At 45.5% G+C, this 23304-nt stretch carries 21 protein-coding genes and 2 tRNA genes; 17 read left to right on the top strand and 6 right to left on the bottom strand.

The window, feature by feature from the left end; translation table 11 throughout:
- Positions 1-113: 113 nt before the first annotated feature.
- The 12 genes from secG to JK188_RS04635 all read left to right on the top strand — a co-directional run bounded on the left by secG (position 114) and on the right by JK188_RS04635 (position 13112).
- Positions 114-458: a preprotein translocase subunit SecG gene (gene secG, locus JK188_RS04690; protein WP_036949048.1), complete on the top strand. Its 345-nt coding sequence runs from the start codon at positions 114-116 to the stop codon at positions 456-458.
- A gap of 106 nt (positions 459-564) precedes the next feature.
- A tRNA-Leu gene (locus tag JK188_RS04685) sits at positions 565-654 on the top strand.
- Positions 655-711: 57 nt separating this feature from the next.
- Positions 712-788, top strand: a tRNA-Met gene (locus JK188_RS04680).
- Between the two features lie 213 nt (positions 789-1001).
- Complete coding sequence (gene rimP, locus JK188_RS04675; RefSeq protein ID WP_006662411.1) at positions 1002-1454, top strand: ribosome maturation factor RimP; 453 nt, start codon at positions 1002-1004, stop codon at positions 1452-1454.
- Positions 1455-1477: 23 nt separating this feature from the next.
- The gene (gene nusA / locus JK188_RS04670; RefSeq protein WP_036949051.1) at positions 1478-2986 is read left to right on the top strand and encodes a transcription termination factor NusA; all 1509 of its coding nucleotides are present in this window, start codon (positions 1478-1480) and stop codon (positions 2984-2986) included.
- Positions 2987-3009: 23 nt separating this feature from the next.
- Positions 3010-5748: a translation initiation factor IF-2 gene (gene infB, locus JK188_RS04665; RefSeq protein ID WP_132496363.1), complete on the top strand. Its 2739-nt coding sequence runs from the start codon at positions 3010-3012 to the stop codon at positions 5746-5748.
- 85 nt (positions 5749-5833) lie between these two features.
- On the top strand, positions 5834-6244 hold the full coding sequence (gene rbfA / locus JK188_RS04660) for a 30S ribosome-binding factor RbfA (protein ID WP_036949056.1): 411 nt from the start codon (positions 5834-5836) through the stop codon (positions 6242-6244).
- Complete coding sequence (truB, locus tag JK188_RS04655; RefSeq protein ID WP_211886880.1) at positions 6244-7197, top strand: tRNA pseudouridine(55) synthase TruB; 954 nt, start codon at positions 6244-6246, stop codon at positions 7195-7197. Before rbfA ends, truB begins: the two co-directional genes overlap by 1 nt.
- A 114-nt stretch (positions 7198-7311) precedes the next feature.
- Entirely contained in the window at positions 7312-7581 is a 270-nt protein-coding gene (rpsO, locus tag JK188_RS04650) for a 30S ribosomal protein S15 (RefSeq protein ID WP_006814502.1), read from the top strand.
- Between the two features lie 280 nt (positions 7582-7861).
- Entirely contained in the window at positions 7862-9982 is a 2121-nt protein-coding gene (gene pnp / locus JK188_RS04645; protein ID WP_036949061.1) for a polyribonucleotide nucleotidyltransferase, read from the top strand.
- Between the two features lie 81 nt (positions 9983-10063).
- A complete protein-coding gene (gene nlpI, locus JK188_RS04640; RefSeq protein WP_154599704.1) occupies positions 10064-10981 on the top strand; it encodes a lipoprotein NlpI in 918 nt (305 codons plus the stop codon).
- 169 nt (positions 10982-11150) lie between these two features.
- Positions 11151-13112 (top strand): DEAD/DEAH family ATP-dependent RNA helicase, encoded by a 1962-nt coding sequence (locus JK188_RS04635; RefSeq protein WP_211886881.1) that lies wholly within the window; start codon positions 11151-11153, stop codon positions 13110-13112.
- A 71-nt stretch (positions 13113-13183) separates the two neighbouring features.
- On the opposite strand, the gene JK188_RS04630 is transcribed toward JK188_RS04635, so the two are convergent.
- The 3 genes from JK188_RS04630 to JK188_RS04620 are packed head-to-tail and all read right to left on the bottom strand — an operon-like array spanning position 13184 to position 16010.
- Positions 13184-13555 (bottom strand): YjaA family stress response protein, encoded by a 372-nt coding sequence (locus JK188_RS04630; protein ID WP_211886882.1) that lies wholly within the window; start codon positions 13553-13555, stop codon positions 13184-13186.
- Between the two features lie 23 nt (positions 13556-13578).
- Positions 13579-14295 carry a two-component system response regulator BtsR gene (gene btsR, locus JK188_RS04625; protein WP_036949068.1) on the bottom strand — a complete coding sequence of 239 codons (717 nt, stop codon included), beginning with the start codon at positions 14293-14295 and terminating at the stop codon, positions 13579-13581.
- A gap of 32 nt (positions 14296-14327) precedes the next feature.
- Entirely contained in the window at positions 14328-16010 is a 1683-nt protein-coding gene (locus JK188_RS04620) for a sensor histidine kinase (protein ID WP_211887257.1), read from the bottom strand.
- Positions 16011-16507: 497 nt separating this feature from the next.
- Here JK188_RS04620 and JK188_RS04615 point away from each other — a divergent pair, with 497 nt between their 5' ends.
- Genes JK188_RS04615 through JK188_RS04605 form a run of 3 tightly spaced genes read left to right on the top strand, consistent with a single transcriptional unit; the run spans position 16508 to position 19793 of the window.
- Complete coding sequence (locus JK188_RS04615) at positions 16508-17479, top strand: HlyD family secretion protein (RefSeq protein WP_036949070.1); 972 nt, start codon at positions 16508-16510, stop codon at positions 17477-17479.
- Positions 17480-17490: 11 nt separating this feature from the next.
- Positions 17491-18636 (top strand): ABC transporter permease, encoded by a 1146-nt coding sequence (locus JK188_RS04610; protein WP_132496367.1) that lies wholly within the window; start codon positions 17491-17493, stop codon positions 18634-18636.
- Entirely contained in the window at positions 18636-19793 is a 1158-nt protein-coding gene (locus JK188_RS04605) for an ABC transporter permease (RefSeq protein WP_211887258.1), read from the top strand. Before JK188_RS04610 ends, JK188_RS04605 begins: the two co-directional genes overlap by 1 nt.
- A gap of 79 nt (positions 19794-19872) precedes the next feature.
- Here JK188_RS04605 and JK188_RS04600 read toward each other — a convergent pair whose 3' ends face one another.
- Entirely contained in the window at positions 19873-20352 is a 480-nt protein-coding gene (locus JK188_RS04600; protein ID WP_272535578.1) for a hypothetical protein, read from the bottom strand.
- 209 nt (positions 20353-20561) lie between these two features.
- Between JK188_RS04600 and JK188_RS04595 the strand changes: the two genes are divergently transcribed.
- Together JK188_RS04595 and JK188_RS04590 are read left to right on the top strand one after the other, a co-directional pair.
- On the top strand, positions 20562-20852 hold the full coding sequence (locus JK188_RS04595) for a type II toxin-antitoxin system RelB/DinJ family antitoxin (RefSeq protein ID WP_154603017.1): 291 nt from the start codon (positions 20562-20564) through the stop codon (positions 20850-20852).
- The gene (locus JK188_RS04590; RefSeq protein WP_211886883.1) at positions 20830-21147 is read left to right on the top strand and encodes a type II toxin-antitoxin system YafQ family toxin; all 318 of its coding nucleotides are present in this window, start codon (positions 20830-20832) and stop codon (positions 21145-21147) included. Before JK188_RS04595 ends, JK188_RS04590 begins: the two co-directional genes overlap by 23 nt.
- 51 nt (positions 21148-21198) lie before the next feature.
- Here JK188_RS04590 and JK188_RS04585 read toward each other — a convergent pair whose 3' ends face one another.
- A complete protein-coding gene (locus tag JK188_RS04585) occupies positions 21199-22074 on the bottom strand; it encodes a U32 family peptidase (protein WP_211886884.1) in 876 nt (291 codons plus the stop codon).
- 42 nt (positions 22075-22116) lie between these two features.
- Entirely contained in the window at positions 22117-23112 is a 996-nt protein-coding gene (gene ubiU / locus JK188_RS04580; protein WP_154610088.1) for a ubiquinone anaerobic biosynthesis protein UbiU, read from the bottom strand.
- Positions 23113-23304 lie beyond the last annotated feature (192 nt).

Below are 23304 nucleotides of genomic sequence, written 5' to 3'. Positions count from 1 at the left end.
CTCAGCTTTGGTTAGTATTCGCACCTGCTCAATTCTGTAATAATGTTTTGAGTAGGTGTGCAGTATAAGGGTCATAGCATAGGCTATGCGCCGTAACTGAATAGGTAACTCAAATGTATATAGCTCTTTTAGTTGTTTTCTTGCTCGCGGCTATCGGCCTAATTGGTCTGGTCATGTTACAGCAAGGTAAAGGTGCTGACATGGGTGCATCATTCGGTGCGGGCGCTTCTGCAACACTGTTTGGTTCATCGGGCTCAGGTAACTTCATGACCCGTATGACTGGAATCTTGGCTGCTGTGTTTTTCATCATCAGTTTAATTCTTGGCAACATGACTGCCAATAAATATGGAACTGGTGCAGGTAGTAAGTGGGAAAACATTAGCGAACCGGCAAAAGTCGAGCAACCAACAGACGTTCCGGCAGCACCAGCAACACCAACGAGCGATATTCCTCGTTAAGTGTGACAGATTCCGAATGACGACATTATGTCTTCATTAGTAGTAAAGCAGTAAGAAGTTAAAAATTTGAGGTTATTGATTGTCAAATTAGTAACCTCGCCTCAGTGCCGAGGTGGTGAAATTGGTATACACGCTACCTTGAGGTGGTAGTGCCTACAAAACGGGCGTACGGGTTCAAGTCCCGTCCTCGGCACCATTATTTTAGACGACTTGTGAACTCACAATAGTCAGTGTAAAATAGTCACGTTTCGAACGCGGGATGGAGCAGCATGGTAGCTCGTCGGGCTCATAACCCGAAGGTCGTTGGTTCAAATCCAGCTCCCGCAACCATTTCTCTTAGTTATACATATCTTGTCGCAACAATATCAGATATCGTTATCGTAATTTCTCATCGATTTATCTAGATTTTCAAGGTATACTAAGAGCACGGTAAACCCATGTACTATGGGTCCAGTTACAAAAGCCCCGAATTTCGGGGTTTTTTGTTATTTGACAATCGAATTAACTGGGCTTTATGCCCTTTTTTTATGTCTGGGGGTGGGCTTGTCCACATTAGAGCAAAAATTAACAGAGATGGTTTCTGCACCAGTGGAAGCACTAGGCTTTGAATTTGTAGGCTTAGAATTTGTTCGCGGGCGCACGTCGACACTGCGTATTTTCATTGATAGTGAAGAAGGCATCACTGTTGATGACTGTGCTGATGTCAGCCATCAAGTAAGTGCAGTATTGGATGTCGAAGATCCAATTTCTGTGATTTATAACCTTGAAATATCGTCACCGGGTATGGAACGTCCACTGTTCACCATTGCTCATTATGAGCGTTTCATGGGTGAAGAAGTGGCTCTGTCACTGCGTATCGCGATGCAGAACCGTCGTAGATGGCAAGGCATTATCAAAGCCGTTGATGGTGAAATGATTACGGTTACTGTAGATGGTAAGGATGAGGTGTTCGCCCTCGGCAACATCCAGAAAGCTAACTTGGTACCACACTTTTAATTAAGTTCAATGAGGCAACTAGGATGAACAAAGAAATTCTGGCTGTTGTTGAAGCGGTTTCTAACGAAAAATCCCTCCCTCGTGAAAAAATCTTCGAGGCTCTGGAAACTGCGCTGGCGACAGCAACTAAAAAGAAATATGAGCAAGAGATTGATGTTCGCGTAGAAATCGACCGTAAATCCGGTGATTTTGATACTTTCCGTCGTTGGGTGATTGTCGAAGAAGTCACAATGCCAACCCGTGAAATTACACTGGAAGCTGCACAATTCGAAGATCCTGAATTGCAGTTAGGCGAATACGTCGAAGACCAAATCGAATCTGTTGTATTTGACCGTATTACCACGCAAACCGCGAAGCAAGTTATCGTACAAAAAGTACGTGAAGCTGAGCGTGCGATGGTGGTTGACCAATTCCGTGAGCAACAAGGTGAAATCATCACTGCTCAGGTTAAAAAAGTTAACCGTGAAAACATTACCTTAGATTTAGGTAATAACGCAGAAGCTGTGATCCTGCGCGAAGATATGCTACCACGCGAAAACTTCCGTCCAGGTGACCGTATTCGCGGCGTACTGTATGATGTTCGTCCTGAAGCGCGCGGCGCACAGCTTTTTGTGACTCGTTCTCGTCCAGAGATGCTGGTTGAATTATTCCGCATCGAAGTACCAGAAATTGGCGAAGAGATCATCGAGATCAAAGCAGCAGCTCGCGATCCAGGTTCTCGTGCAAAAATCGCAGTAAAAACTAACGACAAACGTATCGACCCAGTTGGTGCTTGCGTTGGTATGCGCGGTGCTCGTGTTCAAGCTGTCTCTAGTGAGTTAGGCGGCGAGAGAATCGACATTGTGTTATGGGATGATAACCCAGCGCAATTCGTTATTAATGCTATGGCTCCGGCTGATGTGGCATCTATTGTGGTTGATGAAGACAACTGTACGATGGATGTTGCCGTTGAAAGCAGCAACTTAGCGCAAGCTATTGGACGTAATGGACAAAACGTTCGCTTAGCGGCTCAGTTACTGAAAATCCATCGTGGTGATGACAAGTGGGAACTGAATGTCATGACTGCGGAAGAGCTGAATGCAAAACATCAGGCAGAAGCACACGCTTCTATTGAAACATTCACTAAGCATCTAGATATTGATGAAGAGTTTGCTACAACACTTGTTGAAGAAGGCTTCTCTACATTAGAAGAACTGGCTTACGTGCCTATTAAAGAACTTCTGGAAATTGACGGTCTTGATGAAGAAACCGTTGAAGTTCTACGTGAAAGAGCAAAAGCTGCCCTCACCACAATTGAACTAGCTCAAAAAGAGAGCTTGGGTGATAATCAGCCAGCAGAAGATTTGTTGAATCTTGATGGTATGGATCGTACTCTGGCCTATAATTTGGCTACTCACGGTATCTGTACACTGGAAGATCTTGCTGAGCAGGGCATCGACGACCTGATTGATATCGAAGGTCTGAATAATGAGAAAGCAGGCGAACTCATTATGGCAGCACGTAATATTTGCTGGTTCGGAAACGATGCGTAAACACTGTAGCAGGAAGGAACGGCATGACAGAAACTGTAAAATCACTGGCAACGGAAATTCAAACCACAGTTGAGCGCCTGGTACAGCAATTTGCTGAAGCAGGGATCACGAAAGGTGCGAATGACTCTGTTAGCCAGACTGAGAAAGAAACTTTACTGAACCACTTAAACCGTGAACAAGGCGGAGCAGCGGGGCAGCCAAGTAAGTTAACATTACAGCGTAAAACTCGTAGTACGCTGAGTGTTCCAGTCACCGGTGGCAAAAGCAAATCGGTAAATGTTGAAGTCCGCAAAAAACGCACTTATGTGAACCGCGACGCTGAAGAAGCGCAAGCGGAAGAGCAGGCGCAGCGTGAAGCGGAAGAGCAAGCACAGCGCGAAGCTGAGGAACTGGCAAAACGTGAAGCAGAAGCGAAACGTGCAGCAGAAGATGCTGCAAAACGTGACGCGGAAGCTAACGCAAAACGTGAAGCCGAAGAGAAAGCAAAACGTGAAGCAGCTGATAAAGCTACGCGCGAAGTAGCGGAAAGAGAAAAAGTGAAACAAAGCGAAAATCAAAAACCAAGCAAAGCGGCAACTGAAAGTAACGCTGACAAACAGCGTCTTGAAGCCGAAGCTGCTGAACTGAAACGCAAAGCGGAAGAAGAAACTCAACGTAAAGTTGAAGCTGATGCGCGCCGTGTTGCTGAAGAAGCCCGTAAAATGGCTGAAGAAAAAGGCGAAGACTGGAACTCAGATAGCAAATCTGAAGATGACAGCGATTATCACACAACAACATCTACCCACGCACGTGCGGCGGAAGATGAAAGTGATGAGAAAGAAGAAGGTCGTCGTTCTCGTAACCGTTCTGCTAAAGCACCTCGTCAAAAGAAAGGCAACAAACTTTCTGAAAAAGCGGATCGCGAAGAAGAACGCGCTGCTGGTCGCTCAGGTCGCACTAAAGGTAAGCAACGTAAAGGCAGCTCTTTACAACAAAGCTTCACCAAACCAGTTGCAGCGGTAAACCGTGACGTTGTTATCGGCGAAACTATCACTGTTGGCGAATTAGCTAACAAGATGGCAGTTAAAGGCTCCCAAGTCATCAAAACGATGATGAAAATGGGTGCAATGGCAACCATCAACCAAGTGATTGACCAAGAAACTGCACAATTAGTTGCAGAAGAAATGGGTCACAAAGTTATTCTGCGTCGTGAGAATGAGTTAGAAGAATCGGTAATGAACGACCGTGACACTGGCTCAGCAGTTAAAGAAGCTCGCGCGCCAGTTGTTACCATCATGGGTCACGTTGACCACGGTAAAACCTCTTTACTGGACTACATTCGTTCAACGAAAGTAGCATCTGGCGAAGCAGGTGGTATTACTCAGCACATCGGTGCATACCACGTTCAAACTGACAAAGGTATGATCACCTTCTTAGACACCCCAGGTCACGCCGCGTTTACATCAATGCGTGCTCGTGGTGCTCAGGCGACGGATATCGTTGTTCTGGTTGTTGCTGCGGATGATGGTGTTATGCCACAAACAATCGAAGCTATCCAGCATGCGAAAGCAGCGGGCGTGCCAATCGTTGTTGCGGTTAACAAAATGGATAAACCAGAAGCTGACCCAGATCGCGTCAGAAATGAGCTGTCTCAGTACGGCGTTATTTCTGAAGAGTGGGGCGGTGACACTCAGTTTATCGGTGTGTCTGCGAAAGTAGGTACCGGTATCGATGAACTGTTAGATGCTATCTTGCTGCAAGCTGAAGTTTTAGAACTGAAAGCGGTATATGCAGGTATGGCAAGCGGTGTGGTTGTTGAATCTTACCTAGACAAAGGTCGTGGCCCAGTGGCAACTATCTTAGTTCAAGAAGGTACATTGAACAAAGGCGACATCGTACTGTGTGGATTTGAATATGGCCGTATTCGTGCAATGCGCAACGAATTAGGTAAAGAAGTTCTGTCTGCTGGCCCTTCAATGCCAGTTGAGATCCTGGGTCTGTCCAGCGTTCCTTCAGCGGGTGATGAAGCGACAGTTGTTCGTGATGAGAAAAAAGCACGTGAAGTTGCCCTGTATCGTCAAGGTAAATTCCGTGATGTGAAATTAGCTCGTCAGCAGAAATCTAAACTGGAAAACATGTTTGCTAACATGGAAGAAGGTAAAGTTTCTGAACTGAATATCGTACTGAAAACTGACGTTCAAGGTACCTGTGAAGCTATCACTGACTCTCTGATGAAACTGTCAACTGATGAAGTTAAAATCAAAATCATCGGTTCTGGCGTGGGTGGTATCACTGAAACTGATGCAACTCTGGCTGCAGCTTCTAATGCGATCATTCTTGGCTTTAACGTCCGTGCCGATGCATCTGCTCGTCGCGTCGTTGAAAGCGAAAGCGTTGATTTACGTTACTACTCCGTCATCTATAGCCTGATTGATGAAATCAAACAAGCGATGAGCGGTATGCTGGCACCTGAATACAAACAGCAAATCATGGGTCTTGCAGAAGTCCGTGATGTGTTTAAATCACCGAAATTCGGTGCAGTTGCTGGTTGTATGGTTACTGAAGGTACCATCAAGCGTAATAACCCAATCCGCGTTCTGCGTGATAACGTGGTTATCTACGAAGGTGAGCTGGAATCACTGCGTCGCTTTAAAGATGACGTTAGCGAAGTTCGTAACGGTATGGAATGTGGTATCGGTGTTAAGAACTACAACGATGTCCGTGTCGGCGATATGATCGAAGTCTTTGAAGTTATCGAAGTTAAACGTTCAATCGACGGTTAATTTTGTGAGTACCCACGAAGTATCGTGGTGACAAAATAGTATTAATGAGGGGGCTATTGCCCCCTTTATTGTCAGGAGATTAACGATGGCAAAAGAATTCAGTCGTTCTCAGCGCGTAGCTCAAGAAATGCAAAAAGAAATTGCAATTATCTTGCAGCGCGAAATCAAAGATCCCCGTATTGGCATGGCAACCGTTTCTGGCGTAGAGCTGTCACGGGATCTGGCATACGGTAAAGTCTTCGTCACTTTCTTCAACTTTGCGAATGAAAAAAGTGAAGAAGAGATGGTTGCAGACGGCATTAAAGCATTAAATGAAGCGTCAGGTTTCATTCGTTCATTACTGGGGAAAGCAATGCGTTTACGTATTATTCCTGAATTAACGTTTGAATATGACAACTCATTAGTTGATGGTATGCGTATGTCTAACTTAGTATCGAACGTGATTCGTAATGACGAAGAGCGTCGTGCAGGTACAGATAGTAAAGAGGAAAAATAATGGGGCGTCGTCGTAGCGGGCGCAATATTGACGGCGTTGTGCTGTTAGATAAGCCCACCGATATTTCCTCAAACGATGCGCTGCAAAAAGTGCGGCGCTTTTTCAACGCAAATAAAGCCGGGCACACGGGGGCACTTGACCCACTAGCGACAGGCATGTTGCCAGTCTGCCTTGGTGAAGCGACGAAATTCTCACAGTTTTTACTCGATTCAGATAAGCGCTATCGGGTGATTGCACGCCTTGGGCAACGAACAGATACTTCTGATTCTCACGGCGAAATCATCAGTGAACGCGATATCACTTTTACGGCACAGCAACTTGAAGAAGCCCTCGAACATTTTCGTGGAGATACACTGCAAGTTCCTTCCATGTATTCAGCGCTGAAACACCAAGGGCGCCCATTATATGAATACGCACGTAAAGGTATTACGGTAGAGCGTGAAGCCCGCCAAATTACAGTGTATGAACTTCAGTTTATTCGTTGGGATAACAATGAATTAGAACTGGAAATTCACTGTTCTAAAGGCACCTATATTCGAACTATCATTGATGATTTAGGTGAAATGTTGGGGTGTGGTGCGCATGTGACTTATCTGCGTCGTGTGCAAGTGGCAAATTATCCTTACGATCGTATGGTCACGTTGGAACAATTAGCTGCTTTACGGGCAAAAGTGGATGCGGGAGAAGGCTCATTTGAATCCTTGCTCGATTCTCTATTATTGCCAATGGATACCGCAGTGGTTCATTTTCCTGCAGTGAATATTACTGAGGAAACAGCCGCGTATTTCAAACAGGGTCAACCTGTACGCGGTGATGTAAAAGACCTAGTGGAAGGCGACATGATCCGTGTCACTTGTGGTTCAGAGCAGCGGTTTATCGGTATCGCTCTGATTAGTGAAGATGGACGTATTGCACCGAAGCGTTTGGTCGTTGAAAATGAACCGTCCGCATAATGGCGCTTATTGCTTTGCTGCCCTAAGCAGCGTAGAATGACGGCGCTAAATCTTGAGATGCTAAATTAGAGATTGGCTCTCATCACTTAAATTTATATTATTTTGGAGTTTATTATGTCTCTAAGTACTGAAGCGAAAGCGAAGATCGTTGCTGAATTCGGCCGCGGTGAAAATGACACGGGTTCAAGCGAAGTTCAAATCGCTCTGCTGACAGCTCAAATCAATCACCTGCAAGGTCACTTCTCTGAGCACAAAAAAGATCACCACAGCCGTCGTGGTCTGCTGCGTATGGTTGCTCAGCGTCGTCGTTTACAAGCTTACCTGAAAGGTAAAGATATCGCACGTTACACAGCGCTGATCGAGCGTCTGGGTCTGCGTCGTTAATCTTGTCAGTTTCAGAGGAAAGGGGCCAAATGGCCCCTTTTCTTCTAAAAGTTAATTGAAAGTTGAAGTAATACTCGAATTATACTTAACTAAAATGTTAAGCTATTATCGATAATTGACTGTTTTAATTAAAACCACTTAAAACTACATCCGAATTCGCGCGGCTAATGAGAGAATTGATGATTGGAATATCAATCCTCTCATTAGTCGCGAGGCTGTAGTCAGAAAATAAACCATGCTACCTGAGAATCTCTCGTAGCCTTACAAAAAGGGTAATATTTTGTTAAATCCTATTGTTCGTAAGTTCCAGTATGGCCAGCATACCGTAACATTAGAAACAGGCATGATCGCACGCCAAGCAACGGCTGCGGTGATGGTAAACATGGATGACACCGCAGTATTCGTGACTGCTGTGGCTCAGAAAAAAGTTAAAGAAGGGCAAGATTTCTTCCCTTTAACAGTTAACTACCAAGAGCGTACTTACGCTGCGGGTCGTATCCCAGGTAGCTTCTTCCGTCGTGAAGGTCGTCCTGGTGAAGGCGAAACCTTAGTTGCACGTCTGATTGACCGTCCATTACGTCCTCTGTTCCCAGAAGGCTTCCTGAACGAAATCCAAATCATTGCTACCGTTGTTTCTGTTAACCCACAAGTTAACCCAGATATCGTTGCGATGATCGGTGCATCTGCTGCACTGGCACTGTCTGGTGTTCCATTCAATGGTCCTATCGGTGCTGCACGTGTTGGTTTTATCAATGACCAATATGTTCTGAACCCAACTGCTGATGAATTAAAATCAAGCCGTCTGGATTTAGTGGTTGCAGGTACTGACAGCGCAGTATTAATGGTTGAGTCAGAAGCTGAACTGTTAAGCGAAGAGCAAATGCTGGGTGCAGTTGTGTTCGGTCACGATCAACAACAAGTTGTTATCCAGAACATCAATGAATTAGTCAAAGAAGCGGGCAAAGAGAAATGGGATTGGCAGCCAGAGCCAGTTAACCAAGCTCTGAACGATCGCGTTGCTGCACTGGCTGAAAGCCGTATGGGCGATGCTTACCGTATCACGGAGAAACAAGAGCGTTATGCTCAAGTTGACCTGATCAAAGACGAAGTGATTGCAACTCTGGTTGCTGAAGATGAAAACGTCGATGTTTCTGAAGTGTCAGACATTCTTGCTCACTTAGAAAAACAAGTTGTTCGTAGCCGCGTTATCCGTGGTGAGCCACGTATCGATGGTCGTGAGAAAGACATGGTTCGTGCGCTGGACGTTCGTACTGGTGTTCTGCCACGTACGCATGGTTCTGCACTGTTCACCCGTGGTGAAACTCAGGCGCTGGTTACTGCAACATTAGGTACTGAGCGTGATGCACAGGTTATCGACCAATTAATGGGCGAATACACTGACCGCTTCTTATTCCACTATAACTTCCCTCCATACTCTGTTGGTGAGACTGGTATGGTTGGTTCACCTAAACGTCGTGAAATTGGTCACGGTCGCTTAGCGAAACGTGGTGTGCTGGCAGTTATGCCTTCACAAGCAGAATTCCCGTACACAGTACGTGTTGTTTCTGAAATCACGGAATCTAACGGTTCTTCTTCAATGGCATCTGTATGTGGTGCGTCTCTGGCTCTGATGGATGCTGGTGTGCCAATTAAAGCTGCTGTTGCGGGTATCGCGATGGGCCTGGTAAAAGAAGGTGACGATTTCGTTGTTCTGTCTGACATCTTAGGTGATGAAGACCACTTAGGTGATATGGACTTTAAAGTAGCGGGTAGCCGTGACGGTATCAGCGCACTGCAAATGGATATCAAAATCGAAGGTATCACTCGCGAAATCATGCAAGTGGCTCTGAACCAAGCTAAAGGTGCGCGTCTGCATATCCTTGGCACAATGGAACAAGCTATCAATGGCCCACGTGAAGAGATCTCTGAGTTCGCTCCACGCATTTACACCATCCGTATCAACCCAGACAAGATCAAAGATGTCATCGGTAAAGGTGGTTCTGTTATCCGTGCATTAACGGAAGAAACAGGCACAACTATCGAAATCGAAGATGACGGTACTGTGAAGATCGCAGCAACTGATGGTCTGAAAGCGAAAGAAGCAATTCGTCGCATCGAAGACATCACTGCAGAAGTTGAAGTGGGTCGTATTTACCAAGGTAAAGTGACTCGTATCGTTGACTTCGGTGCATTTGTTGCTATCGGTGGCGGTAAAGAAGGTCTGGTTCACATTTCTCAAATCGCTGACAAGCGTGTAGAGAAAGTGACTGACTACCTGCAAATGGGTCAAGAAGTTCCTGTTAAGGTGTTAGAAATCGACCGTCAAGGCCGTATTCGCCTGAGCATGAAAGAAGCTGTTGCTGGCGAAGAAGCTCCAGCACAGCAGGAATCAGCAGAATAAGCTGACCGAAAGTGTAGCGCCTGATAAACTTAGGCGCTATCAGCCTAAATTTGCTGACTAGTGGTAATGTAAGGGCGTAGTATGCAGAACTGTATTAACTTTCGTTTTATCGATAGCCGCACCTTAGTCCGTGTGCTATCCGCGTTCATCTTTTTTATTATTATTGGATGTAGTAATAAAGATTGGCGTAAAAACGAGGTTTTTGCAGTTCCATTGCAGCCTTCATTACAACAAGAAGTGATTTTGGCTCGTATGGAACAAATCCTTGCGAGCCGATCTTTAACCGATGATGAGTACGCGCAGCTTTTATATGAGCGCGGAGTACTGTATGATAGTCTCGGTTTAAGGGCGCTGGCACGTAATGATTTTTCAACTGCGTTGTCAATCCGTCCGGATATTCCTGAAATCTTTAACTTTTTAGGAATATATTTTACGCAGGCTGGCAACTATGATGCCGCCTATGAAGCGTTTGATTCTGTTTTAGAGCTTGATCCAACTTACAATTTCGCGCGAATGAATCGTGGCATCGCATTATATTACGGTGGACGATACAAATTAGCGCAGGATGATCTGCTGGCGTATTATCAGATAGATCCAAATGATCCTTTTCGTACTCTGTGGCTTTATCTCGTAGAAAAAGACATAGACCCGCGTATGGCACAAGACAATCTTGCTGCCCGCTACAACCAAGCGGAGAAAGGGCAATGGGGCTGGAATATCGTAGAATTCTATCTTGGCAATATCAATGAAACGACATTGATGGAGCGTTTGAAAGAGACATCTACGGATAACACTTCGCTCGCTGAGCATCTCAGTGAAACTAACTTCTATTTAGGTAAGCATTACCTAAGTCTGGGGGATAAGGATAGCGCAACTGCGTTATTCAAACTGACGGTAGCTAACAACGCACACAGCTTTGTTGAGCACCGCTACGCATTGTTGGAATTGGCGCTGTTAGGCCAAGAACAAGACGACCTATTAGAATCGGGCCAGCAATAGCTGACGAACATTTCTCTATTCATTTTTAAGCCATCATCCACCCGGGTGAGGGTTTATTTGTTCGTTTAATAACACAATTTGAGCCAGTTCACATTTTAAATGATAATGACCGAAATGATTTTCGCTCCGTTATGTAAACTGGCCGCCACTAAGTATGAGGCACCTTTACATGACGACTGAGACCGATATGTCTTTTGCTGATCTAGGTTTATCAGCATCTATTTTGAACGCACTAAGCGACCTGGGATACGAAAAACCATCTCCAATCCAGCAACAATGTATTCCATTGTTATTGGATGGTAATGATGTATTAGGTATGGCACAAACCGGTAGTGGTAAAACCGCTGCATTTGGTTTGCCATTACTGCATAACATCGATCCAGATTTAAAAGCTCCACAAATTTTAGTACTGGCACCGACACGTGAGTTAGCGGTGCAAGTTGCTGAAGCACTGAGCGATTTCTCTAAACACATGAACCGTGTCAACGTGGTTGCCTTATATGGCGGTCAACGTTATGACGTTCAACTTCGTGCATTACGCCAAGGACCACAAGTGGTTGTTGGTACTCCAGGTCGTCTGTTAGACCACCTGAAGCGCGGTACTTTAGATCTTTCTAAACTGAAAGGCTTAGTATTAGACGAAGCTGATGAAATGCTGCGTATGGGCTTCATCGATGATGTTGAAAACATCATGAGCCAGATTCCAGCAGAACACCAAACTGCGCTGTTCTCGGCAACAATGCCAGAACCAATCCGTCGTATTACTCGTCGCTTTATGAAAGATCCTAAAGAGATCCGCATTCAGTCGAGCATTACTACACGCCCAGATATCGCTCAAAGCTACTGGACTGTTTACGGTATGCGTAAAAATGAAGCGCTGGTGCGTTTCTTAGAAGCTGAAGATTTCGATGCGGCGATTATTTTCGTTCGTACCAAAAACGCAACCTTAGAAGTTGCAGAAGCGCTTGAGCGTAATGGCTATAACAGTGCGGCACTGAATGGTGACATGAACCAAGCACTGCGTGAGCAAACATTAGAGCGCTTAAAAGATGGTCGTTTAGATATCCTGATCGCAACTGACGTTGCAGCACGTGGTCTGGATGTTGAGCGTATCAGCTTAGTTGTTAACTACGACATCCCAATGGATGCAGAATCTTACGTTCACCGTATCGGTCGTACCGGTCGTGCGGGTCGTGCGGGTCGCGCATTACTGTTTGTTGAGAACCGTGAGCGCCGTTTACTGCGTAACGTTGAACGTACAATGAAACTGACTATTCCTGAAGTGGAATTGCCAGATGCTGACGTATTAAGCCAACGTCGTCAGGCGAAATTTGCTGAACAAATCCAACAGCAATTAGAAAGCAGCGACTTAGATCAGTATCGTTCACTGTTAGCGAAAATGTCTCCATCTGAAGATGTAGATATGGAAACCTTAGCAGCGGCATTACTGAAAATGGCTCAAGGCGAACGTGCTCTGATCCTGCCACCAGATGCACCGCGTCGTCCGCGTCGTGAATTCAACGACCGTGATGATCGTCGTGGCGACCGTCGTGACCGTAACGACCGCAACAGTAACGGCAACGGTTTTGACCGTGCAGAGCGCGGCGATCGTAGTGCTCGTCGTGAGCGTCGTGATGTTGGCGATATGGAAATGTACCGTATCGAAGTGGGTCGTGATGATGGTGTTGAAGTTCGTCATATCGTTGGTGCGATTGCGAACGAAGCAGACATCAGCAGCCGCTACATTGGTAACATCAAACTGTTTGGTACTCACTCAACTATCGAGTTGCCAAAAGGTATGCCAAGCGAAGTGTTAACTCACTTAAGCCGTGCGCGTGTACTGAACAAGCCAATGCAAATGCAACTGATCGGTGATGCTCAACCATTTGAGCGTCGTGGCGGTGGCGAACGTCGTGGTGGTCCACGTCGTGAAGGCGGCAGCGAAGGTGGTTTCGGTGCAGGTCGTCGTAATGACCGTGGTGGCGATCGTGATGGTCGTCGTAGCGGTGGTGATCGCGAAGGCTTCAGCGGCAACCGCCGTGGTGGCAACCGTGACCGTGGTAACTCTGCACCGCGCCAAGATGGCACTAATGCAGCGCCACGTCGTCGTAGCAGCAGCCACAACGCATAATAGCGCTATCCAGCCACGTTAATGTGGCTGAGATAAATACAAAAAACCCGCATTTTAAAATGCGGGTTTTTTTATGCAGTTAATAAGGCTTTCGCTTCTCGCTGAGGCATAGGCAGCGGTGCTCGGCTTACTACCACTTTTTTCACACGCTGATTAAATGCCCCGTAAACAATTTCGGTAAATAGGCGCTCTTCCACCATATTCACACCCCCTTCAATAATTTCGAGGGCTTGAACCAAAACACGATGTTTCGACGCAAAAGGGCGACGGACTTTCAGCCCCATATCGCAGACCAACTGATACAGTACAAACTCGGCTTTAAAAAAATCCCCGATAACCATTCTTTGGGCTGAAAACTCACCCGTTGCACTGTGTTCTTCATGGGTATCGAGATTTTTTAATGTCATCGAATTGGTGCGAATTTGCAGGTAAAAATCAGCCATAACCTTTTCTCCTGAGTCACTCGTTAAATTAGCCCAAGCGCCTCTTTTAAGGGTTTTAAATAGCGGCGGCTAACGGGAATATGCTCACCTGAGCATAGCACCAATTCGGCTTGTCCATTATCCCCAAATAGAATCTCGCTGAGCTGGGTCATATTTACTAAATATTGACGATGGCAACGCACTAACGACGTACGCATTTCTAATGTGCGCAAGGTTAATTCGGTAAAGCCTTCTTGTCCTTGGGTGCTCATTACATATACGCCACTCATGCGAGAAGTAACATATTGCACATCATCTAATTTCATTAGATAAATGCGGCTGTGTCCGGTACAAGGAATAAACTTGAGCGGTTCATTGTTATCGAGAAGCTCGAGATTCTGTTTCTGTTTATTTTGGCGTAAACGGGCTAAAGTTTTTGCCAATCTTTCAGGTTCAAGGGGTTTAAGTAGATAGTCGAAAGCATGCTCTTCGAAAGCTTGGATCGCAAATTCATTAAATGCTGTCAGAAAAACAATGTGTGGGCGCTCTTCAGGATCGAGCATACGCACCATTTCTAATCCCGTCACCCGGGGCATTTGAATATCTAAAAACACCACATCAGGCTTTTTTTTGTGGATCAAACCGATGGCTTCAATGGCATTGGCGCACTCGCCAATAATCTCGATATCGTCATGTTCCTCAAGTAAGCAGCGCACGTTTTCACGGGCTAGGGGTTCGTCATCAACGATCAGTACATTCATAGCGTTATTATCATTTATTATGTGCAATGTGATTAAGTGGACATGTAGGGCAAGCGGATTTTCACGCGGGTGAATTTTTCAGGTTCATACTCCACGCCTATTCCATATTTTTCACCGTATTTCAGGCGCAAGCGTTTATCGACTAAGCCCATCCCTAAGCCGTCAGATTGCCCACTTGGCTGGTATAAACCGGCATTATCTTCGATTTCAATATAGACATGTTCACAGCGAATATAGCTGCGTATTGTAATGTATCCGGTATTTAATAACTGTGAAGTGCCATGTTTTATTGCATTTTCGACAATAGGTTGCAGCGTAAACGCGGGTAATTCCACCTGTTTAACTTCATCGGGGATATCTAAATGGATCTGCAAATTCTCTTGAAATCGCGCCTTTTCAATTTGCAGGTATGAATTGATATGCTCGATTTCCTCCCCTAATGTCGCATTCTGTTCTGGACGTTTTAAGTTATTGCGAAAGAAGGTGGAGATATACTGCACGAGCTGTCCCGCTTGCTGGCTATCTTTGCGGATCACTGCCTGTAATGTGTTAAGCACATTAAAGAGAAAATGGGGATTCACTTGTGCGTGAAGTAGTTTGACTTCCGATTGCAGTAAAGATTGTTTATTGCGCTCATATTGCCCCGCCAAAATTTGTGCTGAGAACAGGCTGGCAATTCCTTCCCCTAGCGTACGGTTAATGGAGCTAAAGAGGCTATTTTTGGCTTGGTATAATTTGATGGTTCCAATAACTCGTTGGTTTTCCCCTCTAAGTGGGATGACGAGGGTGGAGCCAAGCTTGCACGAGGGACTTAGTGAGCATTTATACGGCGTTTCGTTACCATCGGCATAAACCACCTCATTATTATCAATGGCCTGCCTAGATTGAATCGATGAGATAGGTGTCCCAGGAATATGGTGATCGGAACCTAGACCGATAAAGGCGAGAATTTTTTCTCTATCCGTAATGGCGACGGCACCAATATCTAACTCTTGGTAAATAATTTTTGCCACTTTCATGCTGTTATCCGCATTGAAACCTTTACGCAAAATACCTTCAGTACATAGGGCGATTTTCAAGGCTTGCGCGGAGAATGCCGTGGTGTATTTCTCGACGATGGCACGCCTATCCAGCAAAATGCGGATAAACATGGCTGCCCCGATGGTATTGGCAATGATCATCGGCGCGGCAATATTTTTCACTAATTCATAAGCTTCATCGAATGGACGGGCGATGAGTAAAATAATCAGCATCTGGATGATTTCAGCGAAAAAGGTAACGCAGCTGGCGGTAACAGGGTTAAAAATTTTATTAATTTCCCCTCGCTTCATATAGTAACGATGTACCAGACCGCCAATTAAGCCTTCGACAATGGTCGAGATCATACAAGCGAAAGCGCTCATTCCACCCAAAGAGTACCGGTGAACCCCACCAGTAAACCCAACAGCAAAGCCCACCGCAGGGCCGCCTAACAATCCGCCAAGTACAGCGCCAATAGCACGAGTGTTCGCTATGGAATCATTGATATGTAAACCAAAATAAGTACCGATGATGCAAAATACTGAGAAAATAAGGTAGCACATCACTTTATGAGGTAAGCGAATGGTCACCTTAAGAAGAGGGGTAACCAGAGGAGTGCGGCTGAGTGCCCAAGCGATAACGAGGTAGACGCACATTTGTTGTAGTAGTAATAAAATCAAGTCGAATTCGTACATGCTCGTCATATTTCACATTATGGGGGTGTTGGCTGCGCTCAGCTACTTAAGTCACATACTTTTGTACATGCTCGTCATATTTCACATTATGGGGGTGTTGGCTACGTTCAGCTCCTCTAGTCACATACTTTTGTATGCTCCTAGAGATATCTTCTCTTGCCGCCTACCCATAATGCGAACTATTTAGAGCATGGCTTACTATATAGAGCATGGCTCATTATATTTCACATTCTATATTTTACATTATGGGGGTGTTGACTGCGCTCAGTGGGCTTAGCCATATATTTTTGGGGGTATTGTATCTTATTGGGCTGGTTAAGTAATCGTCATTTAATAATTAGTAAAACATCATTATTTGACATAAGCGCCAAAGCCCCTCAGACTAAAAAAGACCGCTAAAGCGTGATTTTGCGCACAAATTTCTTAACGTTAGTGTTAATTTATTGTCATAATGAAAAAGTAGTTTCCTCCGTTATTATTCAAGGCCCACATACATAATGAAAAAAAGAACCATCATACTGATCTTGCTTATGCTGATCTTAATTGCTGCTGCGGCGCTTTTTCATTCCCATAATCAATTTTTATTATTGCAAGGGGAAGTGGACGCACCGGAGGTCATCGTGACTTCAAAAGCCAAAGGCAGAGTCATTGAACGCCATGTAGAACGCGGGGATGATGTGAAGAAAGGGCAGTTACTGCTCACCTTAGAAAGCCCTGAGTTACAAGCCCAATACGCGGCATTAAAAGCGGCTAAGGACCAAGCTCAAGCTCAACTCGACCAATCCTTAAATGGAACTCGTGAAGAAACGCTGCGTGACCTACAAGCTGCGGTTGCTCAAGCAAATTCGCAATACCAAAATGCCTCTCGTGAATTTACCCGTTTAAATAATCTTTCAGGTAAAGGGTATGTCTCAGCAAATGAGCTAGATACCGCCCGTAAAGCGAAAGATGTTGCGTTCCAACAAGTCCAAAGTGCTAAGGCGCGTTTGGAAGAAGGGAAAAACGGCGATCGTATCGAGCAGCGTCAACAATATAAAGCGGCAGTAGACCAAGCAGAGCAAAAACTGGCTGAACTCCAAGTTCAACTGGATGACTTGCAAGTGAAAGCCCCTGTGGATGGTGAAGTCGGTCCAATCCCTGCGGAAATTGGTGAACTGTTCAATGCTGGTAGCCCATTAATCTCATTGATCAGCCTCCCTCAAGCCTATTTTGTTTATAACCTACGTGAAGACATTTTAGTGGGTGTGAAAAAAGGGGACAAAATTGAGCTGACGGTTCCTGCCTTAGGGGATAAAACCGTGGAAGCCGAAGTTCGCTATATTGCACCGAAAGGGGATTACGCGACTAAACGAGCCACCCGTGCGACAGGGGATTTCGACCTGAAAACCTTTGAAGTTCGCTTGTATCCACAACAACCGATTGAAGGATTGCGACCGGGGATGAGCGTCTTGTGGCACTGGGATAAATAACAGGTGACGCCATGAAACTCAAATTCGCTTGGCATGGTTTTGAACATGCCTTTAGCCGCGAAACCCAAATGGCGATCCGCAGCCCAGTCTTTCACTGGCTGAGTTGGCTATTCCCTTTGATGCTGTTTACGTTAATCAGCGCTAACTTCTCAGAGGGAACGCTGATGGATGTGCCAGTTTCGGTGGTCGATAACAACAACAGCCCAGTTTCAAGGCAAATTATCCGCGATCTTGATGCGGGTCCTCATGCGGAAGTGAAAGCGATTGATGGCAACTTAGTGACATCCATCAAGCAGCTGGGTAGTGCCAAAGATTATGCCTTGCTCTATATTCCCCAAAATTTTGAAGAGGATATATTGCGAGGACGCCAACCTGAATTACGCATGTACTACAATGCGCTGTTTTACGCATCTGGCAGTTATGCTATTCAAGATTTTAGCGGCTTAGTTGCGGAACTTAACGCCAAATACCGCCAAGAAATGGCAAAATCGATGGGGCAATCGCTACCGGCATTGGCGCAAGTCACGCTCTCTTACGATAGCCTCTTTAACCCCAGTGGCAGCTATATTTATTACCAACAATTTGCGGCGACCATCCACATGCTGCAACTGTTTGTGGTCACTGCCACTATTTACACCATGTCTCGCGGCACCATTCTCCAAAGCGTGAAGCCATTTTCAATGGCACTGCTAGGCAAGATGGCACCTTATACATTATTTTTCACCACGTTACTTATAGTGGAGCTGGCGGCGCTGGTCACTATCTTTGACGCAAAAGTGGTGGGGAACCCTCTGTATATGATGCTGGTGGGCTTCTTCTATGTGATAGCGGCGCAAAGTATTGGGTTACTGTTGTTTAGCTTTACGTCCAGCGCGATAATGGCTTACAGCTTAATCGGGATGCTGGTGAGTATTGCCTTGGCGTTTTCTGGCATGGCAGTGCCGGAACTCTCGATGATTCTGCCCGCACGAATTATTTCGAACGCGGAGCCGCTCACTCACACCTTAAACGCCATGTTTGATATTTTCTTACGGGAAATTTCGTTTGAGCGCATTGTGCAAGTGTGTCTATTTTTGCTGATTTACCCGTTATTGACGGCATTTTTGATCCGTAAACGCTTAGTGAAACGGCTTGAAACCCAAGGAAGTATCGTATGATGACGGTCTATTTTGCGACGTTTAAAAAGGTACTGCTGGGCATGCTGGAGAAACCGATGTGGCTTCTGCTGCTCGTTTCTCTCTGTATTATGAGTTTGGTGTACGCGCGTCCCGTATTGTGGGATCTGCCAGTGGCGGTTATCGATATGGATCACTCAGGCGCAAGTCGTGAGCTGATCCGCGATTTAGACGCCACGCCCAAAGTCCAGCTACACAGTTACGATAATTTAGCTCAAGCGCGACAGGATATGATTGCGAGGCAGCTGTTTGCCATCGTAATCATCCCAACGGATTTTGAAAAGCATTTGCTTAGTGGCAAAAATATCACGGTACCGGTTTATGGGGATGCCACAAACCGCTTAGCCAGCGGGCAAATCCAGCAAGAGCTATCGAAAGCGTATCAAACGTTATTGAGCGCCTATAACACCCAGTTACTGGAAAAAGCGGGTTTCAGTCTTGAACAAGCAAAAGTGATTATTGCCCCTGTTCGCAGTGAAACCGAGCCGCTGTATAACCCCGGCATTAGCTTTGCGGCGATTATCTTCCCTGGCTTGCTGGTGATGTTATTACAGCACTCCTTATTAATTGCGTGTGTGCGGGTCAGTATTGCCATTCGCTCTACACCAAAAGGTAAACCTCCATTAGCGGTTTATCTGGGGGCGTTGTCGGCGCTGGTACCTATCTGGTTATTTCTTTCGACCGTGTTTTTTGCCTTATGGCCATGGATTTTGGGTTATCGGCAAGAAGCGCCGTTGTACCAGATTTGGATGCTGACCTTCCCATTCTTACTCGCCGTTATTGGGTTAGGGAAGTTGGTCACCGAATGCTTGCGTAGTGTGGAAATGATCTACCTGACATTGGCGTTTATCACCACGCCGGTATTCTATATGTCTGGGACTATTTGGCCATTACAAGCCATGCCGGATTGGGTACGAATGATAGCCTCTGCGTTGCCATCCACGTGGGCGACTAACGCGATGGCGGGGATCAACCAAATGGGGCTGCCATTTAGAGATATCTTGATGGATATTGTGATGATGCTGGTGCTTGGGGTGATTTACTCGTTTATCGGTGTGTTTATTGGCATGTTGCGAGATGGTGAGTTACGCCAGATTAGTCATGCGGTGCACCGCTGGCGCAAGCATTTTCATAAATAGCCATAAATAATCGTCAGAGAGGTTGGTTTCCAACCTCTTATTTTGAAAAATGGCTCTCAATACGTTATGGCACAATCTTTTATTCCACGACACTGAGACTTAAGTTGCACTCTTTGGGCGTTGAAACCGAAAATGTGCGTCCGTTAGCATTGGTTTTGCCCGAATAGGCTTCCCCATTACAGTCATTGATAATGATGTAATTGACTGATGAAAGTGGTAAATCATTTTCATCGGTTAATAGGAAACTCAAATTATAATCGTGGCCACCCACTTGGGAACTAATGTTGCCATTGCTTTTGGCGGCAAGACCCGCGATCACAAACTCACCTGTTTTACCTTCTTGGTTAAGTTTTCCAACCACATTATCTTCAGTTCCTGCCACAATATGGGCATTTTCAGGTACTGAAAGAATTTTTTTCCCTTTAAATACCACGCGGTAGTACCCAGAATCGGAGTAACCCACTTCTTGGTTTTTTTCGAGATCAGCTTTGGTGTACTCAAGGGATGTTGAGCATCCCGCTAAAAAAAGTGTCATGACGAGCAGGGTACGTTTTATCACGGGTATTTCCTTATTAGTCTGTGAGTTTGGTTGCTTATCTAATCTACCGTACGTCAACTGAATTCAAAGGAGATAACTCCGTATCTGTTTGGGGGATATTCTGGGTATAGACAGGTTCTTGATGAAGAATTGCGCAGGTTGTCACGCAATGGTATATTTAAACATAAAGGTGGCTACAATGTAGCTACATTATGACAGTGAGGTATTTTATGACTGCTTTATTAAAAACGACGGATGTTCGTAGTCGCATTGATGAGCAACTAAAAGCTGAGGCAACCAGTGTATTGCAAGATTGTGGGCTGACCATTAGTGCCGCGATCCGTTTGTTTCTTGAGCAGGTTGTTCAGGAGCAGGGGGTTCCTTTTGAAATTAAACGCAAACAGCCTTCTGCGAAAACTGCTCAGGCTTTAAAAGAAGCCGCGCTCATTGAGCAACAGTATTCTTCATTGGATGAGATGATGTTGGAGCTAACGAAGAGTGAGTCAAAAAACAAGCCATAAACGCGCCCAATGCCCAAGGCAGGTAGCTTATACATCAACCTTTAAAAAATCATGGGAACGTTATAATCGGGCTGGTAGAAGGAATATGAATGAAGCGATTGCCATTATGGAAATACTTTTTTCACAGAAAAATATTCCTCCACAGTATCTTGATCATGAGTTAGAAGGAAATGAGTGGGGTGGTGCAAGGGAATTACATATTGGAGGTGATTTCCTGCTCGTATATCAACTTTCGGATGATGGGCGCTTAGTGACTTTCATTGATATAGGTTCACACAGTGAACTATTTGGCTAATTGAATAAAAAAGGCTCTATAAAGAGCCTCTTATAAATAGACAAAAGCCCATCACGCTTCTAGAGTCAATCCGGCAATATTGCGCCAATAGCCATTACAGCTTTGGTCGGGAATGCTCAGTGGGGACTGCCCGTATTGGTTGGCTTTAAATTGCCTAATCACATCGAGGGACTCAAGGCTTTCAGGGGAAACCCGCACAATATCCACCAAATCCTGCATAGACGAAATATCGTTGCCTAAGTTATAGCAGTAGCCGCTCAGGGTTTGGATGCCATTAAGCGTGAACACTTGTTGCTGCTCCTGTGACATCACTTTGCGCCCTTGCGGGTAATTAATGCAGCAGGTTTCGCACTCATCTTTTTGGCGGTTTTCCGAACGAGCGGTAAAACAGCGGGCAGAATAAGCCAGTGGTAAGTGACCGTAGCTGAAAACCTCCACTTCAAATTTATCGCGAATACCTAGCTCTTCACATTGATTGAGCAAATTCACCAGCCAGTCACGGGAAAGTTCAACGGGCATACACCAGCGCATCATGCCTTGGCGTAGCAAAATATTCAGTGATGGAGCGTTGTAGCAGTTAAGCCCGTGACCCGCCACAAAAGGTAATTTTCGCTCTGCCAGCATGTTGACGACACCGAAATCGTGCGCTTCAATCAAAAACTCGCCATTATCGACTAACTTACTGATTTCTTTCAGCTCGGAGGGCGCTTGTAACAGCGCAAGGGTGCTGATAATAATCTGTTTACCGCTTCCTGCTAGCTGTTTCGCAAGGTCAATCCAGTCGTTGGGTTTCATATCACGGCGCTTGCTACATACCGTTTCCCCGAGATAAATAATATCCGCGTCGCTGTCTGCTGCCTGCTGATAAAAATCCTGTAAGGTTGATGTTGGCCAGTAGTACAGTACTGAGCCTAATGCATATTTCATTATGTTACCCATTAATCCATGCTGATGAATGATGTGCGCCAGTTATTGCCATTTACGGTGATACGCTCCAAGGGTGGTTTGGCTACCTTCAGAAAGGTCGCCAAGGGCTTTGAGCCATCTAGGATCCGTCACGAAACCATCTGGATTGGATTTATAGCGATTGATTGCCTGACGCCAAATCTTGGTCACTTGGGTGACATAGGCAGGGCTGCGCTGACGACCTTCAATTTTTACCGAGGCGATATTGGCGCTCATAAGCTCTGGGAGTAACTCAATGGTATTGAGGCTGGTGGGCTCTTCAAGAACATGGTATTTCTGCTCATCCACCACATAGCGCCCTTTACACAGGGTTGGATAACCCGCATTTTCATTTTTTTGGTAGCTGTCGATCAGCACATCATTCAGTCGTGACTCCATGCCATTTTCAGTCTGTTGCCAGCGAACAAAACGTGCAGGAGAGCAAGCACCGACCGTATTCGGAGATTCTCCCGTTAAGTAGGAAGAAAGATAACAGCGACCTTCAGCCATAATGCACAGGCTACCAAAAGCAAAAACCTCCAGCGGGACAGGACTGGTTTTGGCGAGCTGTTTCACTTGGTGAATCGATAACACGCGAGGGAGCACCACGCGATGCACTTGAAAGTTACGCTCATAGAAACGAATGGCTTCTGTGTTGGTCGCGGAAGCTTGCACAGAAACATGGCGCTCAATATGCGGGTATTTATTGGCCGCGTACTCTAACATCGCGATATCGGCGAGGATCAGAGCATCGGCTCCTAAGTCAGCCGCTAAATCAACAGAGTTTTGCCAGCGTTGATAACCATCAGGATGAGCGAAGGTGTTTATCGCAATATGCAATTTACGTTTACGCTGGTGGATATAACGCTCTGCTTCATGCAGATTTTTTTCCGTAAAATTCAAACCTGCAAAATGGCGCGCGTTAGTATCATTTTTGAGTCCGATGTACACCGCATCGGCACCATTATCAACAGCAGCTTTTAAGGCAGGTAAATTCCCCGCAGGGCAGAGTAATTCCATTGGCTTTTTTCTCTGTATAAAAATTTAGCAATTGGTCATTCTAGACAAGGGGTCTGGTAGAGGTTTTGATTTAGCGCAGAGAAGCTTGGAATGTTGCAGGCGAGATAGTTATTTCGTGACTATTATAAAAGTGTAGAGATTATTGGAAATAAATATTGGCGAGATGGATAAAGATTGATATAGGATCGGTAT

This window comes from Providencia sp. JGM181 (assembly GCF_018257375.1).
GTDB classification, from domain to species: domain Bacteria; phylum Pseudomonadota; class Gammaproteobacteria; order Enterobacterales; family Enterobacteriaceae; genus Providencia; species Providencia lanzhouensis.
The sequence above is the reverse complement of the archived record's forward strand: the minus strand, read 5'-3'. Positions and strand labels throughout refer to the sequence as shown.

Bases quoted from the DNA above. Each gene is read 5' to 3' on its own strand.
- secG (WP_036949048.1), top strand. From the start codon at position 114: ATGTATATAGCTCTTTTAGTTGTTTTCTTGCTCGCGGCTATCGGCCTA.
- nusA (WP_036949051.1), top strand. From the start codon at position 1,478: ATGAACAAAGAAATTCTGGCTGTTGTTGAAGCGGTTTCTAACGAAAAA.
- infB (WP_132496363.1), top strand. From the start codon at position 3,010: ATGACAGAAACTGTAAAATCACTGGCAACGGAAATTCAAACCACAGTT.
- rbfA (WP_036949056.1), top strand. From the start codon at position 5,834: ATGGCAAAAGAATTCAGTCGTTCTCAGCGCGTAGCTCAAGAAATGCAA.
- truB (WP_211886880.1), top strand. From the start codon at position 6,244: ATGGGGCGTCGTCGTAGCGGGCGCAATATTGACGGCGTTGTGCTGTTA.
- rpsO (WP_006814502.1), top strand. From the start codon at position 7,312: ATGTCTCTAAGTACTGAAGCGAAAGCGAAGATCGTTGCTGAATTCGGC.
- nlpI (WP_154599704.1), top strand. From the start codon at position 10,064: ATGCAGAACTGTATTAACTTTCGTTTTATCGATAGCCGCACCTTAGTC.
- JK188_RS04635 (WP_211886881.1), top strand. From the start codon at position 11,151: ATGACGACTGAGACCGATATGTCTTTTGCTGATCTAGGTTTATCAGCA.
- JK188_RS04630 (WP_211886882.1), bottom strand. From the start codon at position 13,555: ATGGCTGATTTTTACCTGCAAATTCGCACCAATTCGATGACATTAAAA.
- btsR (WP_036949068.1), bottom strand. From the start codon at position 14,295: ATGAATGTACTGATCGTTGATGACGAACCCCTAGCCCGTGAAAACGTG.
- JK188_RS04620 (WP_211887257.1), bottom strand. From the start codon at position 16,010: ATGTACGAATTCGACTTGATTTTATTACTACTACAACAAATGTGCGTC.
- JK188_RS04615 (WP_036949070.1), top strand. From the start codon at position 16,508: ATGAAAAAAAGAACCATCATACTGATCTTGCTTATGCTGATCTTAATT.
- JK188_RS04610 (WP_132496367.1), top strand. From the start codon at position 17,491: ATGAAACTCAAATTCGCTTGGCATGGTTTTGAACATGCCTTTAGCCGC.
- JK188_RS04605 (WP_211887258.1), top strand. From the start codon at position 18,636: ATGACGGTCTATTTTGCGACGTTTAAAAAGGTACTGCTGGGCATGCTG.
- JK188_RS04595 (WP_154603017.1), top strand. From the start codon at position 20,562: ATGACTGCTTTATTAAAAACGACGGATGTTCGTAGTCGCATTGATGAG.
- JK188_RS04585 (WP_211886884.1), bottom strand. From the start codon at position 22,074: ATGAAATATGCATTAGGCTCAGTACTGTACTACTGGCCAACATCAACC.
- ubiU (WP_154610088.1), bottom strand. From the start codon at position 23,112: ATGGAATTACTCTGCCCTGCGGGGAATTTACCTGCCTTAAAAGCTGCT.